Annotated in this window: 14 protein-coding genes; 9 read left to right on the top strand and 5 right to left on the bottom strand. The window is 60.7% G+C overall.

Annotation, left to right across the window (positions count from 1 at the left end; all coding sequences use genetic code 11):
- Positions 1-43: 43 nt before the first annotated feature.
- The 3 genes from ACR52_RS12310 to ACR52_RS12320 all read left to right on the top strand — a co-directional run bounded on the left by ACR52_RS12310 (position 44) and on the right by ACR52_RS12320 (position 2,510).
- Positions 44-1,600, top strand: a complete 1,557-nt coding sequence (locus ACR52_RS12310; protein WP_048724422.1) for a bifunctional aminoglycoside phosphotransferase/ATP-binding protein — start codon at positions 44-46, stop codon at positions 1,598-1,600.
- A 91-nt stretch (positions 1,601-1,691) separates the two neighbouring features.
- On the top strand, positions 1,692-2,036 hold the full coding sequence (locus ACR52_RS12315; protein ID WP_048724424.1) for a pentapeptide repeat-containing protein: 345 nt from the start codon (positions 1,692-1,694) through the stop codon (positions 2,034-2,036).
- A gap of 201 nt (positions 2,037-2,237) precedes the next feature.
- A complete protein-coding gene (locus ACR52_RS12320) occupies positions 2,238-2,510 on the top strand; it encodes a TfoX/Sxy family protein (protein WP_048724426.1) in 273 nt (90 codons plus the stop codon).
- Positions 2,511-2,750: 240 nt separating this feature from the next.
- On the opposite strand, the gene ACR52_RS12325 is transcribed toward ACR52_RS12320, so the two are convergent.
- The 3 genes from ACR52_RS12325 to ACR52_RS12335 are packed head-to-tail and all read right to left on the bottom strand — an operon-like array spanning position 2,751 to position 5,430.
- Entirely contained in the window at positions 2,751-3,518 is a 768-nt protein-coding gene (locus tag ACR52_RS12325) for a heme ABC transporter ATP-binding protein (protein ID WP_048724429.1), read from the bottom strand.
- Entirely contained in the window at positions 3,518-4,501 is a 984-nt protein-coding gene (locus ACR52_RS12330; protein WP_173439241.1) for a FecCD family ABC transporter permease, read from the bottom strand. The genes ACR52_RS12325 and ACR52_RS12330 overlap by 1 nt, the downstream gene beginning before the upstream one ends.
- A gap of 50 nt (positions 4,502-4,551) precedes the next feature.
- On the bottom strand, positions 4,552-5,430 hold the full coding sequence (locus ACR52_RS12335) for a heme/hemin ABC transporter substrate-binding protein (RefSeq protein WP_048724431.1): 879 nt from the start codon (positions 5,428-5,430) through the stop codon (positions 4,552-4,554).
- 155 nt (positions 5,431-5,585) lie between these two features.
- Here ACR52_RS12335 and ACR52_RS12340 point away from each other — a divergent pair, with 155 nt between their 5' ends.
- The gene (locus ACR52_RS12340; protein ID WP_048724433.1) at positions 5,586-5,903 is read left to right on the top strand and encodes a Rieske (2Fe-2S) protein; all 318 of its coding nucleotides are present in this window, start codon (positions 5,586-5,588) and stop codon (positions 5,901-5,903) included.
- Here ACR52_RS12340 and sfsA read toward each other — a convergent pair.
- The gene (gene sfsA, locus ACR52_RS12345; RefSeq protein ID WP_048724435.1) at positions 5,900-6,613 is read right to left on the bottom strand and encodes a DNA/RNA nuclease SfsA; all 714 of its coding nucleotides are present in this window, start codon (positions 6,611-6,613) and stop codon (positions 5,900-5,902) included. The two genes, ACR52_RS12340 and sfsA, sit on opposite strands and share 4 nt — an antisense overlap.
- Entirely contained in the window at positions 6,613-7,785 is a 1,173-nt protein-coding gene (locus tag ACR52_RS12350) for a pyridoxal phosphate-dependent aminotransferase (protein WP_048724436.1), read from the bottom strand. The genes sfsA and ACR52_RS12350 overlap by 1 nt, the downstream gene beginning before the upstream one ends.
- Before the next feature lie 320 nt (positions 7,786-8,105).
- On the opposite strand from ACR52_RS12350, the gene dksA reads away from it, so the two are divergent.
- The 5 genes from dksA (at position 8,106) to ACR52_RS12375 (ending at position 14,160) form a co-directional block, all read left to right on the top strand.
- Positions 8,106-8,549, top strand: a complete 444-nt coding sequence (gene dksA / locus ACR52_RS12355) for an RNA polymerase-binding protein DksA (protein ID WP_048724437.1) — start codon at positions 8,106-8,108, stop codon at positions 8,547-8,549.
- 84 nt (positions 8,550-8,633) lie between these two features.
- Complete coding sequence (gene gluQRS, locus ACR52_RS12360) at positions 8,634-9,521, top strand: tRNA glutamyl-Q(34) synthetase GluQRS (protein ID WP_048724440.1); 888 nt, start codon at positions 8,634-8,636, stop codon at positions 9,519-9,521.
- A gap of 62 nt (positions 9,522-9,583) precedes the next feature.
- Positions 9,584-9,760, top strand: coding sequence for a hypothetical protein (locus ACR52_RS30310; RefSeq protein WP_003176118.1), 177 nt, complete (start codon positions 9,584-9,586; stop codon positions 9,758-9,760).
- The gene (locus tag ACR52_RS12370; protein WP_161799296.1) at positions 9,744-12,698 is read left to right on the top strand and encodes a sensor histidine kinase; all 2,955 of its coding nucleotides are present in this window, start codon (positions 9,744-9,746) and stop codon (positions 12,696-12,698) included. The genes ACR52_RS30310 and ACR52_RS12370 overlap by 17 nt, the downstream gene beginning before the upstream one ends.
- 22 nt (positions 12,699-12,720) lie before the next feature.
- Positions 12,721-14,160, top strand: coding sequence for a sigma-54-dependent transcriptional regulator (locus ACR52_RS12375; protein ID WP_048724454.1), 1,440 nt, complete (start codon positions 12,721-12,723; stop codon positions 14,158-14,160).
- Positions 14,161-14,215 lie beyond the last annotated feature (55 nt).

Raw genomic sequence — 14,215 nt, forward strand, 5'->3', positions numbered from 1 at the left:
ATAATGCCCGCCATGAATTTTCCCAGACTCTGAAGGATCGCCCGTGAGCCAGTCCCTGATCGCCGCCCTGCAAAACCCGGCTTTGTACCCTCATCCGGTTGAAGCGTTTCAAGTCATCGAGACCCATATTTCCTGGGTAATTCTGACCGGTCCGTTCGCATATAAGCTGAAGAAGCCAATGAATTTCGGCTTTCTGGATTTCACCAAGCTGGACGATCGGGGGCATTTCTGTAACGAAGAGCTACGCCTCAACCAACGGCTGACCGAAGATTTGTATCTCGAAGTGTTGCCGATCACCGGCACCGCCGAGGCACCGCAACTGGGTGGCGACGGCCCGGTGATCGAATACGCGCTCAAAATGCGCCAATTCCCACAAAGCCAAATGCTCAGCACACTGCAAGCCAACGGTGAGCTGACCAACGCGCACATTGATGAGATGGCCCGACAGATCGCGCATTTTCACCTGACCGCGCCCCAAGTTGCGCAAGACCACCCTGCCGGCACTCCAGACGAAGTGATGGCCCCCGTACGCCAAAACTTTGAGCAGATCCGCCCATTCCTCAGCGACAAGGCCGACCTGATCCAACTAGAAGCCTTGCAAGCCTGGGCAGAAAGCAGCTTCGAACGCCTCAAGCCACTGCTGGCACAGCGCAAACTCGATGGTTTCACCCGCGAGTGCCACGGTGATATCCACCTGGGCAACGCCACCTTGATTGATGACCATGTGGTGATCTTTGACTGCATCGAGTTCAACGAGCCGTTTCGCTTCACCGACGTGTACGCCGACACCGGCTTCCTGGCCATGGACCTGGAAGACCGCGGCCTCAAATCCCTGGCGCGCCGCTTTATCAGCCAATACCTGGAGCTGACCGGCGACTATAAAGGCCTGGAAGTGTTGAACTTCTATAAAGCCTACCGTGCCCTGGTACGCGCCAAGGTTTCGCTGTTCAGCATGCCGAGCGAGGCTGACCCGGTGCAACGCGCCACCACGCTGCGCCAGTACCGCAACTACGCCAACCTGGCGGAAAGCTACAGCACCATCCCCTCACGCTTCCTGGCGATTACGCACGGTGTCTCGGCAGTCGGCAAAAGCCACGTCGCCATACGCCTGGTGGAAGCCTTGGGCGCCGTTCGCCTGCGTTCGGACGTCGAGCGCAAGCGACTGTTTGGCGAGCAACAAGTTGAAAACACACCACAGGCCGGCATCTATACCGCCGACGCCAGCGATAAAACTTACGCACGTTTGAACGAAATTGCCGATACCGTGCTGCGCGCGGGTTTCCCGGTGGTGCTGGATGCCACCTTCCTGAAGCAAGCGCAACGCGACGCTGCAGCCAAGGTGGCCGAAGCAACGGGCGCGCCTTTCCTGATCCTCGACTGCAACGCGCCGCAAGCCGTCATCACCAGCTGGCTGGCGCAGCGTCAAGCAGATCAAAACGATCCTTCCGACGCCACCCTCAGCGTTATTGAAGAGCAGCAAGCCCAGCGCGATCCGCTGACTGCCGAAGAGCTGCTCCTAAGCAAGCGCGTTGAGACCAATGAAAGCGGAACCCTTGACGCATTGGTTGCGCATATTCGTCAACGTCTGCCAGGGCTGTAAGAAAAATTTCTTGGTCGCGTCGTCGTCTTCGGCGCGCGGCCATGCAATAGTGGCACTATACTGGCGCCATAAATCCAACAGGATCTCCGTCATGAGTCAGCCGAAGCTTCTTGATACCCCGCTCTATTCGCTCCTGCACAAAGACAATGTCCGAGGCTTCAATCAAGAGCGCCCCAAAGACGGCGTCATTGACATGCGCGGTGGCGATTTCCGAGGGCTGGATCTGCGTAATCTGGACGCAACAGGCGTGGATTTCACCGACGCGTATTTCCGCTCCGCCGATTTGCGTGGCCTGGATTTACGCGAATGCTCTCTCGAAGGTGCCAGCCTGGCCCATGCGCAGATTTCGGGCACCTACTTCCCCCCTGAATTGACCGCCGACGAGATTCTCATGTCGGTCAATTTTGGTACACGCCTGCGCTACCGCACCAAGTAACATCGCCTCCCCTAGCCCCGCTACGCTCAAGCGTAGCGGGCGCTTCACGCCTGCCCGCGTCAAAAAATTCGCGCCATTCTTATAAGCTTTAAGCCGTTCTCGACCAAAGAACCACGCTTTTCCTACTGAGCGCTACACTCCTTTTCAGGCTTGCCTGGTCACGATACCCACCGCACCATTCGGCCGGCGCAAGGAGGCTTGATGAACGATGAGCTGCAACACCTGAAAAACCTTGGAAAGACGTCGGCGCAGTGGCTGCATGCGGTGGGCATCCACAGTGCGTCCGACTTGCGCCGCCTGGGGGCAGTCGATGCTTATCGAGCCGTACGGACCCGCGGGTTCCGCGCGTCAAAAGTACTGCTGTATGCCATTGAGGGGGCGTTGATGGATGTGCACTGGAACGACGTTCCGGCCGAGCGAAAGGAAGCGTTGAACCGTCAACTGGACGCTATTTCGACGCGCCCGAAAAATTAGATCAGCTGTAAAACCCAATGTTTACGGGCCTTTCGCACACACGCTTGAGGAAAACAGAAGATCAACCCAAAACAGATGTTGACTCTCAAATGAGAATCGTTATGATTATCACAACTGGTCGCGAGATCAGCCGATAACTGGAAGACCATTGGTTCGGACTCTCAGATTATCTCCTCATCAGGCTAATCACGGTTATTTGACCCGGCTCTTGCCGGGTCTTTTTTTGCCTGTAAAAAAGCTTCAGCGCGCAATGATCAACGGATGCCCGCGCTCCGGATGCGGCTGCACTAGCACATCCAAACCAAACACCGCTTTAAGTGGCTCGGGCCGCATCACCTGCGCCGGCGTGTCCAACGCATGGGGTCGCCCGTCCTCCAGCAACATAATCCGATCGCAGTAACGCGCCGCCAGGTTCAGGTCATGGAGAATCACCAGCACTGCCGCGCCACGATCGGCAAACGTACGTATCGCCTGCAACGTCGTGTGTTGGTGCAAGGGATCAAGCATCGATGTCGGCTCATCCAGCAACAATGTCTGCCCCGCCTCCCCCGGCCATAATTGCGCCAGTACCCGCGCCAGGTGCACACGCTGACGCTCCCCACCCGACAAGGCCAGGTAGCTGCGACCGCTCAAATGTCCGACATCCGCCGCCTGCAGCGCTGCATGGATAATCTCGTCATCCCGCACACGCCCGGTCTGATGGGGCAAGCGGCCCATGCCGACAACCTCTTCGACCCGGAACGCGAAATCCAGGGTTGAGACCTGCGGCAGCACCGCCAGGCGCCGCGCTCGCTGCGACCCGCTCCAGTCCTTCAATTCTTGCTGATCCAGCCACACCTTGCCCTGGTCCGGATGCAACTCACCGCACAAGGCGCCGAGCAACGTGCTCTTGCCCGCGCCGTTAGGGCCTAGCACGCCGAGCACCTCACCCGGCAGCAGGTCCAGCGTGACGTCCGCCAACACGGTTTTGTGACCACGCCGGATCTGCAGCGCTTCTACTCGCAGCATCAGGCGCGCCCTCGCAGTAACAAATAGAGAAAAAACGGTGCGCCGATAAACGCCGTCACAATACCGATCGGCAATTCAGCTGGGGCCAAGGCCAAGCGTGCGACCAGATCAGCAAACAGCAGCAAACTCGCACCCGCCAGCACCGACGCTGGTAGCAACACCCGATGGTCCGGCCCTGCCAGCAAGCGCACCAGATGCGGCACCACCAACCCGACAAAACCAATCATCCCCGCCGCCGCCACAGCCGCACCCACGCCGAGGGCCGTGCAAAACACCAATTCCCGCTTGAGCCCTTCGACATTGACCCCCAAGTGACTGGCCTCGGACTCGCCGAGTAACAGTGCATTCAACGCCTTCGCCCGGCGCGGCAACCACAGTGCCACGCCAGCGCTCACCAGCAACAACGGCCACAGGCGCGAATAGCTGGCACCGTTGAGGCTGCCCAGGTTCCAGAAGGTCAGGGTGCGCAACGTGGCGTCATCCGCCAGGTAGGTAAACAAGCCCACCGCCGAACTGGCGAGGGCCGTCAGCGCGATACCGGCGAGCAGCATCGTCGCGACATTGGTCTGGCCGTTGCGCCGGCCCAGACGGTAAACCAGCGCGGTTACCCCCAAACCACCGAGAAACGCACATAACGACAACAGGTACGGCCCGAACGCATCCGGCAATCCACCAAAAAACGAACCGCCGACAATCGCGACGGCCGCCCCCAGCGCCGCACCACTGGAAACACCGACCAACCCCGGATCGGCCAACGGGTTGCGAAACAACCCCTGCATCGCCACGCCCGACAATGCCAGGACACCGCCAACCGCCAGACCGAGCAAGGTACGCGGCAAGCGGATCTGCCCCAGAATCAGCTCTGCCTGCTCCAGCCCCTGAGCCTCAATCGGCACACCCATCAAGCGCAAGGCGGCCCTGAGCGTATCCAGCAACGGCAGGCTGACAGGCCCCAGCGCCAATGAAAGCCAGGTCGCCAACACACACAACAGCGCCAGCCCGATAAACAGTGTTCGCGGTTTCACCAGAGTGGTCATGGGGCAGGTTTAGCCTGGGAGGGATAGAACCCGGCAGACAGTTTTAGCAGGCTCTGCGGCAGACGCGGCCCAAGCCCACCGACCAGCAGGGTCGGGTCCAACTCAAACACCCGCCCATTCCTGGCCGCTGGGGTTGAAGCCAGGATCGGATTTTCCTTGAACAGCGCCGCACGCGCGGCGTCACCGGTGAGGGCTCGATCAGCAAACACCAGCACATCAGGACTCAGCCCAGCCAGCGACTCCACCGAAAACGGTTTGTAACCCGTATGGGTCGCCAGGTTGTGCCCGCCTGCCCGCTGTAACATCCAGTCAGCCGCCGTGTCCTTGCCGGCAATCAGCGGTTTGCCGCCGGCATGCCCGAGCAGCAACAACACGCCCGGGGCCTTTTGCGTCGCCTGGGCCTTCGCGACCCAGCCTTTCTGCTGATCAAGCGCCTGCTCATACCCGCTGAACAATTCACCGGCCTTGGCCCCAGCGCCCAACAACTTGCCCAAGTGCTGAAGGTTGCCTTTCAGGGTCGGCAAATCCGGCTGCGCGGAAAACATCTCCACCTGCACACCCGCGTTGCGAATCTGCGCCAACACCGGCGGCGGGCCCACTTCTTCGGTGCCCACCAGAATTTGCGGGCGCAGGCTCAGAATGCCTTCAGCCGACAATTGCCGCTGGTAACCGATACTCGGCAATGCCTTGAGGGACTCAGGATGCTGACTGGTGGTGTCCACCCCCACCAACTTCGACTCGCCGCCCAGGGCCACCACCCATTCCGACAGCGCCCCGCCGGCACTTACCCAGCGCTGGGGCAGTTCAGAGGCTTGTGCCCCGTGGTTGACCAGCAGTCCGACAACAAGCGCGATAGCGCTGGCACTCAGGCGCATAACAGGGTTTCCTTCCAAGGGCGGGGCCTTCGAGCACTCATCAATGTGACAGATAATCCCTGCCCGGCATCGTATTGAGCACCCTACCAGCTAGCGGGCGAAGCCGGCATTTGATAATTGTTTGCATTTGAACGTCAAGGCACTTAAGGATTGAAATGAAGTTTCTCTGCCCCTCCCACACCCTCGCGCCCAACAGCAGCCTCGGTTTTGATATCGACGGTTGCAAGCTGTTGGCCGTGCGCCGGGACGGCGTTGCCTACTTCTATATCAATCGCTGCCCTCATCGCGGCATCCCGCTGGAATGGAAGCCCGACCATTTTCTCGACAGCAGTGCCAGCCTGATCCAGTGCGCCACCCACGGCGCGCTGTTCCTGATTGAGAGCGGCGAGTGCATCGCCGGCCCGTGTGCGGGGCAAAGCCTCACCGCCCTGCCCGGCCGTGAAGACGCGAAAGGCCTGTGGGTGCAACTCTAGTCGCCCAGCAGCACGTCCAGTCGGCGATCCACGTAAATTTCCTCAGGCGTAATTCGCACGCCGTACGCCAACACTTCCACACCCACCGCCTTGGCCTCGCAGAGGGCTGCGGCGTAACCGGCATCGATTTCCACGGCTGGGCGCACCGCATCGATCCCGGAGAGATTGACGCAATACAACTGCACCGCACGCACACCTTCGCGGGCCAGATGCGCCAGTTCCCGCAGGTGTTTCGCGCCGCGCTGGGTCACTGCATCAGGAAAAGCCGCAACCGCAGTGCCATCAAACCCCAGGGTGACGCTTTTGACTTCGACATAGGCCGCGCCGGCGGGGTATTCCAGGCGAAAGTCGATGCGGCTTTTCTCCTGGCCGTAAGGCACCTCGCGTTTCAACGCCGTGAAGCCGTTCAGCTCGGTAATCACCCCGGCACGTAACGCTTCCTCAATCAGCTGATTGGCGCGCGCGGTGTTGACGCACGCCAGCCGGCCTTGAGGCGTTTCGGCAATTTCCCAGGTGCCTGGCAACTTGCGCTTGGGGTCATCGGAGCGACTGAACCAGACCTGCCCGCCTTCGACCATGCAATTGAGCATCGAGCCAGTGTTTGGGCAATGAATGGTCAGCAACTCGCCGGTAACGGTTTCGATATCAGTGAGAAATCGCTTGTAGCGGCGAATCAGCCGACCTTCTTCGAGGGGAGGATGAAAGCGCATCAGCCTTGCCAACTCCGCAAGCCACGGGCGATCCGCTCCACCGCTTCCTGTAGCCGATCGAGATTTTGCGTATAGGCAAAGCGCACATGATGCCCGGCTTGATAGCGACCAAAATCGAGCCCGGGCGTAAATGCAACGTGCTCGGTCTCCAGGAAGTGGTGACAGAACGCGAAGGCATCACCGCCGAACGCGCTGATATCAGCGTACAAATAAAACGCCCCCTCGGGCTCCACAGCGATACCAAAACCCAACTCGCGCAGGGCCGGCAACAGGAAGTCACGACGACGGCCGAACTCGGCGCGACGCTCTTCCAGAATACTCAGGGTTTGCGGGGTAAAGCAGGCCAGGGCCGCGTACTGGGCCATGCTCGGCGCACTGATGTAGAGGTTTTGCGCCAGCTTCTCCAACTCGCCTACCGCAGCAGGCGGCGCCACCAGCCAGCCGAGGCGCCAGCCGGTCATGCCGAAATACTTGGAAAAACTATTCAGGACGAAGGCCTCGTCATCGACTTCCAGCACGCTGGCGGCATCGGTGCCGTAAGTGAGGCCATGGTAGATCTCGTCAACCACCAAATGGCCGTCGCGCGCCCTGATTGCACTCGACAACCCGGCCAATTCGTCGCGTGTAAGGAGGGTACCGGTGGGGTTGGCCGGGGACGCGACCAATGCGCCGACGCTGTCCTGGTTCCAGTGCTTGGCCACCAGGTCGGCGGTCAGTTGATAACGCACGTCCGGACCCACCGGCACCAATTGGGCCGCGCCTTCCACCAGTCGCAGGAAGTGCCGGTTACACGGGTAGCCGGGGTCTGCCAGCAGCCAGTGTTTGCCCGGATCCACCAGCAGGCTGCTGGCCAGCAGTAAGGCGCCGGAGCCACCGGGCGTGATCAGGATGCGCTCGGGATCAATGCTCAAGCCGTAGCGTTGCTGGTAAAAACCGCTAATGGCTTGACGCAGTTCAGGCAGGCCACGAGCTGCTGTGTAACGCGTCTTGCCATTGGCCAGCGCGGCCTGGCCGGCCTGGATGATCGGCTCGGCGGTGGTGAAGTCCGGCTCGCCGATCTCCAGGTGGATGACATCGTGGCCAGCCGCCTGCAGCTCGTTGGCTCGCGCCAGCAACGCCATGACATGAAAAGGTTCGATAGCGCGACTGCGCGCACTGTAGGGCTGGGCCATTAGCCTTCCTTAACGGTGAGGACAAAATCAGGATTCTACCGAACCCTCGCCGTAAAACATGCTCTATTGCCTGCCCGGCGGTCCACGATGAACCGGGCACGCGCTTGCAAAACGACTAAAATCAACATTCGAGACGCACCATACCCAGCAACGACGGGCCGCTGCAGTTTGCGACCCCGGCGCGATGGGCCTCGACAACCGGGAGTAGCGCACCCTGAATCTATCTGGTAAGTTCGCCCGCTTGCAGCCGCAGGGCCGGCAGGTGTCGGTGACGTTGCAATCCTGCGCAATGGATTAGAAGAGTGAGAGGCGGTCTATTCATGTCCACCCAAGCAAAGCAACAACAATCTCCAGCCCTCAGCGGCTTCACACCTTATGTAGAGTCAAAAGGTGAGGAGTACATGGGCGAGCCCATGCGCAAGCACTTCACCAAGATCCTGCAGAAGTGGAAACAGGACTTGATGCAGGAGGTCGACCGTACGGTTGACCACATGAAGGACGAGGCCGCGAACTTCCCTGACCCGGCGGACCGTGCCAGTCAGGAAGAGGAATTCAGCCTTGAACTTCGTGCCCGTGATCGCGAGCGCAAGCTGATCAAGAAAATCGACAAGACGCTGCAATTGATCGAAGACGAAGAATATGGCTGGTGCGAATCCTGCGGCGTCGAGATCGGTATTCGTCGCCTGGAAGCCCGCCCAACTGCGGACATGTGCGTAGACTGCAAGACCTTGGCTGAAATCAAGGAAAAACAGGTCGGCAAGTGATCCCTGCCGAGTTGAGCGAATGGGGCGTGTAAACGCCCCATTTTTGTTTCTGGCGTTTATGGATTTTCCAGTAGTATCCGGCCCATGACAGCCTCTACCTATATCGGGCGTTTCGCCCCCACGCCCAGCGGCCATTTGCACTTCGGTTCCCTGGTCGCCGCCCTCGCTTCCTACCTCGATGCCCGCGCCAACCATGGCCGCTGGTTAATGCGCATGGAAGACCTCGACCCTCCCCGTGAAGAGCCCGGCGCACAGGCGGCCATTCTGCACGCACTGGAAAGCTACGGCTTCGAGTGGGATGGCGAACTGGTCCGACAAAGCGAGCGGCATGAAGCCTACGCCAAAGTGCTGAATGACCTGTTTAATCACGGCCTGGCATACGCCTGCACCTGCTCGCGCAAACAGCTGGAACCCTACAACGGGATTTATCCGGGCTTGTGCCGCAATGCCGGTCACGATCAGCAGGATGCCGCCATTCGCTTGCGCGTTCCCGAACTGGAATACCACTTTACCGACCGCGTACAGGGCGAATTCCGACAACACCTGGGGCGTGATTCAGGCGACTTCATCATCCGCCGCCGCGACGGCCTGTACGCCTATCAACTGGCCGTGGTACTCGACGATGCCTGGCAAGGCGTGACCGATATCGTCCGGGGTGCCGACTTGCTGGACTCCACGCCGCGCCATCTGTACCTGCAAGAGCTGCTGGGCCTGCGCCAACCGCGCTACCTGCACGTGCCGCTGATTGTCCAGCCCGACGGTAACAAGCTGGGCAAGTCCTACCGCTCCCCGCCATTGACGCCAGACCAGGCCACGCCTTTGCTATTGAGGGCTTTGCGCGCCCTCGGCCAGCAACCCGGCGACGAACTGCTTCACGCCAGCCCACGGGAACTGCTGGATTGGGGCATTCAACACTGGGATGCGAAACGGATCCCGCGCACACTCACGCTGGCCGAAGCGCAATTGAGCTGAAGGCGCTTGCAGGTTGCCAAGCATCCGTTACCATCGCCGCAGTTTTTTAATCAGAGGCCAACATGTACATCTATCGATTGGTCCTGCTGCTGGTCGTCGGGATCTACCTGTTTTCTCCCGCCATCATGGATTGGTGGATCGACGCCACGGGCGCCTGGTATCGCCCCTATCTGCTGTGGCTGATCCTGATCGTCGTGACCTTCATCCTGCAGAGCCAAAAAGATGCCGATGAGCTTTAGCCTCACCCAGATGCTGCTGATCAGCGCCGCCTACCTGGCCGCGTTGTTCGCAGTCGCCTGGATCAGTGAGCGCGGAATGATTCCGCGGGCGATCATTCGCCATCCGTTGACCTACACCTTGTCCCTGGGCGTCTACGCTAGCGCTTGGGCGTTCTATGGCACGGTGGGCCTGGCCTACCAGTATGGTTATGGCTTTCTCTCCAGCTACCTCGGGGTATCCGGGGCATTTTTGCTGGCGCCGGTGCTGCTGTACCCGATCCTGAAGATCACCCGTACCTATCAGCTGTCGTCCCTGGCCGACCTGTTTGCCTTCCGCTTTCGCAGCACCTGGGCCGGCGCGCTGACCACCATCTTCATGCTGCTCGGCGTGCTCCCCCTGCTGGCCCTGCAAATTCAGGCGGTGGCCGACTCCATCAGTATCCTGACCCGCGAGCCCGTGCAGCATCGCGTCGCCCTGGCCTTCTGCGCGCTGATCTCACTGTTCACGATTTTCTTCGGCTCGCGCCATATCGCTACCCGTGAGAAACACGAAGGCCTGGTGTTTGCGATTGCGTTCGAGTCGGTGATCAAGTTGATCGCCATCGGCGGGGTCGGCCTCTATGCGCTCTACGGCGTGTTCGACGGCCCGCAACAGCTGGAGCTGTGGCTGCTGCAAAATCAGACCGCACTCGCCGCACTGCACACCCCGCTGCAGGAAGGCCCGTGGCGTACGCTGTTGCTGGTGTTCTTCGCCTCGGCGATCGTGATGCCGCACATGTACCACATGACCTTCACCGAGAACCTCAACCCACGCTCGCTGGTCAGCGCCAGCTGGGGTTTGCCGCTGTTCCTGTTGCTGATGAGCCTGGCGGTGCCGCTGATCCTGTGGGCCGGCCTGAAACTGGGCGCTACTACCAACCCCGAGTATTTCACCCTCGGCATCGGCATTGCCGCCAACAGTAAATCCTTGGCGCTGCTGGCGTACGTCGGCGGCTTGTCCGCCGCCAGTGGGCTGATCATCGTCACTACGCTGGCGTTGTCAGGCATGGCGCTCAATCACCTGGTGCTGCCGCTGTACCAGCCCCCTGCCGAAGGCAATATCTACCGCTGGCTGAAATGGACCCGCCGCGCGCTGATCGTGGCGATCATCATGGCCGGCTACGGGTTCTACCTGTTGCTCGGCGCCGGGCAAGACCTGGCCAACCTCGGCATCGTCGCGTTTGTCGCCACCTTGCAGTTCTTGCCGGGCGTGTTATCGGTGCTGTACTGGCCGACCGCCAATCGCCGCGGGTTTATCGCCGGGCTGCTGGCCGGCATCCTGGTGTGGATCGTCACCATGCTGCTGCCATTGGTCGGCAACCTGCAGGGCTTCTACATCCCGCTGCTGAACATGATCTACGTGTTGGACGACACCAGTTGGCACATGGCGGCGATTGCATCCCTGGCCGCCAACGTGCTGATGTTCACCCTGATCTCGCTGTTCACCAACGCCAGCCCGGAAGAAACCAGCGCCGCCGAAGCCTGCGCGGTGGACAACGTGCGTCGCCCGCAACGCCGCGAGCTGCATGCCGCCTCGCCGCAGGAGTTCGCCACGCAACTGGCCAAACCCCTCGGCGCCAAAGCCGCGCAAAAGGAAGTCGAGCAAGCGCTGCGCGATCTCTACCTGCCTTTCGACGAGCGCCGCCCGTATGCCCTGCGTCGCCTGCGTGATCGCATCGAAGCCAACCTCTCCGGGCTGATGGGCCCCAGCGTGTCCCAAGACATGGTGGAAACCTTTTTGCCCTACAAGGCGGGCGGCGAAAACTACGTCACCGAAGACATCCATTTCATCGAAAGCCGGCTGGAGGATTACCACTCGCGCCTCACCGGCCTCGCGGCAGAACTGGATGCCCTGCGCCGCTACCACCGCCAGACCCTGCAGGAACTGCCGATGGGCGTCTGCTCCCTGGCCAAGGATCAGGAGATCCTGATGTGGAACAAGGCCATGGAAGAACTCACCGGTATTGCCGCACAGCGGGTGGTCGGCTCGCGCTTGAATACCTTGGGCGATCCCTGGAAAGAACTGCTCCAGGGCTTTATCAACCTGCCCGACGAGCACTTGCACAAGCAGCACCTGGCCCTCGACGGCCAGACCCGTTGGCTCAACCTGCATAAAGCCGCCATCGACGAGCCATTGGCTCCGGGCAACAGCGGCCTGGTATTGCTGGTCGAAGATTTGACCGACACCCAAATGCTTGAAGACAAGCTGGTGCACTCCGAGCGCCTGGCCAGCATCGGTCGCCTGGCAGCCGGGGTGGCCCATGAAATCGGCAACCCAATCACCGGTATCGCCTGCCTCGCGCAAAACCTGCGGGAAGAGCGCGAAGAAGACGGTGAAATCATCGAAATCAGCGGGCAGATCCTCGAACAGACCAAGCGCGTCTCGCGCATCGTGCAGTCGCTGATGAGCTTCGCCCATGCCGGCGGCCATCAGAATCAGGACGAGGCGGTGTGCCTGGCCGAAGTGGCACAGGATGCCATTGGGCTGCTGGCCTTGAACCGGCGCAATTTCGAAGTACAGTTCTTCAACCTGTGCGACCCCGACCATTGGGTCGACGGCGATTCACAACGCCTGGCCCAAGTGCTGATCAACCTGCTGTCCAACGCCCGCGACGCGACACCCGGCGGCGGTGCCGTACGGGTCAAGACCGAGGCTTTTGAGCACACCGTGGACCTGATCGTCGAAGACGAAGGCAGCGGCATTCCACAGAACATCATGGACCGATTGTTCGAACCCTTCTTCACCACCAAGGACCCGGGTGAAGGTACCGGTCTGGGCCTTGCACTGGTCTATTCCATCGTTGAAGAGCATTATGGACAAATCACCATCGACAGCCCGGCTGACACCGAAAGCCAACGCGGCACCCGTATTCGGGTGACCTTGCCGCGTCATGTCGAAGCGACGTCCGCTGTGAACTGAGACCGTCGAGAGAATTGAATCAATGCCGCACATTTTGATCGTCGAAGACGAAACAATTATCCGCTCTGCCTTGCGTCGCCTGCTTGAACGTAATCAGTACCAGGTCAGCGAAGCCGGCTCGGTGCAGGAAGCCCAAGAGCGATTCAGCATTCCCACGTTCGACCTGATTGTCAGTGACTTACGCCTGCCCGGCGCACCGGGCACCGAGCTGATCAAGCTTGGCCAGGGCACACCGGTGCTGATCATGACGAGCTACGCCAGCCTGCGCTCGGCGGTGGATTCGATGAAAATGGGCGCGGTGGACTACATCGCCAAGCCCTTCGACCACGATGAAATGCTCCAGGCCGTGGCCCGCATCCTGCGTGACCGACAGTCGTCCAGCAGCGCCCCGGCCGAGCAGCGCCCCGCCGGCAAAGCCGCCAACGGTGCGGACAAGCCCGGTGTCGACAACAGCAACGGCGAGATCGGCATCATCGGCTCCTGCCCACCGATGCAGGATCTCTACAGCAAGATCCGCAAAGTGGCGCCGACCGACTCCAATGTATTGGTCCAGGGTGAATCGGGTACCGGTAAGGAATTGGTGGCCCGCGCCCTGCACAACCTGTCCAAGCGCGCCAAGGCACCGATGATCTCGGTGAACTGCGCGGCGATCCCCGAATCGCTGATCGAGTCCGAACTGTTCGGCCACGAGAAAGGCGCATTTACCGGCGCCAGCGCCGGGCGTGCGGGCCTGGTGGAAGCGGCGGACGGCGGCACGCTGTTCCTCGATGAAATCGGCGAGTTGCCGCTGGAAGCCCAGGCGCGATTGCTGCGCGTGCTCCAGGAAGGCGAGATTCGCCGCGTGGGTTCGGTGCAGTCGCAGAAGGTGGATGTCCGCCTGATCGCAGCAACACACCGCGACCTGAAGAGCCTGGCCAAGATCGGCCAGTTCCGTGAGGACTTGTATTACCGCCTGCACGTAATCGCCCTCAAGCTGCCGGCCCTGCGTGAGCGTGGCGCCGACGTCAACGAGATCGCCAACGCGTTCCTGCTGCGTCAGAGCGCCCGCATCAACCGCACTGACCTGAAGTTCGCCCCAGACGCCGAGCAGGCGATTCGGCATTACTCGTGGCCGGGTAACGTGCGCGAGCTGGAGAACGCGGTAGAACGTGCGGTGATTCTGTCGGAGAGCCCGGAAATTTCCGCAGAGCTGCTGGGTATCGATATTGAACTCAGTGATCTGGACGATGACGACTTCATCGGCCTAGCCCCGCAACAGGGCGGTGGTAGCAATACCAGCCATGAGCCGACCGAAGACTTGTCACTGGAAGATTACTTCCAGCATTTCGTCCTTGAGCATCAGGACCACATGACCGAGACCGAACTGGCGCGCAAGCTCGGCGTGAGCCGCAAGTGTCTGTGGGAACGGCGCCAGCGCCTGGGCATCCCACGGCGCAAGACGGGGGTGGCCAGCGAAAGCTGAGGGTGTGCCCCCACAGGTAACACCCTCAGATGTGAAAAAACTGTTACCGCTGATT

It is taken from the genome of Pseudomonas fildesensis (genome assembly GCF_001050345.1).
Taxonomy (GTDB): Bacteria; Pseudomonadota; Gammaproteobacteria; order Pseudomonadales; family Pseudomonadaceae; genus Aquipseudomonas; species Aquipseudomonas fildesensis.

What these genes read in the sequence shown, in the direction of transcription:
- ACR52_RS12315 (WP_048724424.1), top strand. Translation starts at nt 1,692, where the DNA reads ATGAGTCAGCCGAAGCTTCTTGATACCCCGCTCTATTCGCTCCTGCAC.
- ACR52_RS12320 (WP_048724426.1), top strand. Translation starts at nt 2,238, where the DNA reads ATGAACGATGAGCTGCAACACCTGAAAAACCTTGGAAAGACGTCGGCG.
- ACR52_RS12325 (WP_048724429.1), bottom strand. Translation starts at nt 3,518, where the DNA reads ATGCTGCGAGTAGAAGCGCTGCAGATCCGGCGTGGTCACAAAACCGTG.
- ACR52_RS12335 (WP_048724431.1), bottom strand. Translation starts at nt 5,430, where the DNA reads ATGCGCCTGAGTGCCAGCGCTATCGCGCTTGTTGTCGGACTGCTGGTC.
- ACR52_RS12340 (WP_048724433.1), top strand. Translation starts at nt 5,586, where the DNA reads ATGAAGTTTCTCTGCCCCTCCCACACCCTCGCGCCCAACAGCAGCCTC.
- sfsA (WP_048724435.1), bottom strand. Translation starts at nt 6,613, where the DNA reads ATGCGCTTTCATCCTCCCCTCGAAGAAGGTCGGCTGATTCGCCGCTAC.
- ACR52_RS12350 (WP_048724436.1), bottom strand. Translation starts at nt 7,785, where the DNA reads ATGGCCCAGCCCTACAGTGCGCGCAGTCGCGCTATCGAACCTTTTCAT.
- dksA (WP_048724437.1), top strand. Translation starts at nt 8,106, where the DNA reads ATGTCCACCCAAGCAAAGCAACAACAATCTCCAGCCCTCAGCGGCTTC.
- gluQRS (WP_048724440.1), top strand. Translation starts at nt 8,634, where the DNA reads ATGACAGCCTCTACCTATATCGGGCGTTTCGCCCCCACGCCCAGCGGC.
- ACR52_RS30310 (WP_003176118.1), top strand. Translation starts at nt 9,584, where the DNA reads ATGTACATCTATCGATTGGTCCTGCTGCTGGTCGTCGGGATCTACCTG.
- ACR52_RS12370 (WP_161799296.1), top strand. Translation starts at nt 9,744, where the DNA reads ATGCCGATGAGCTTTAGCCTCACCCAGATGCTGCTGATCAGCGCCGCC.
- ACR52_RS12375 (WP_048724454.1), top strand. Translation starts at nt 12,721, where the DNA reads ATGCCGCACATTTTGATCGTCGAAGACGAAACAATTATCCGCTCTGCC.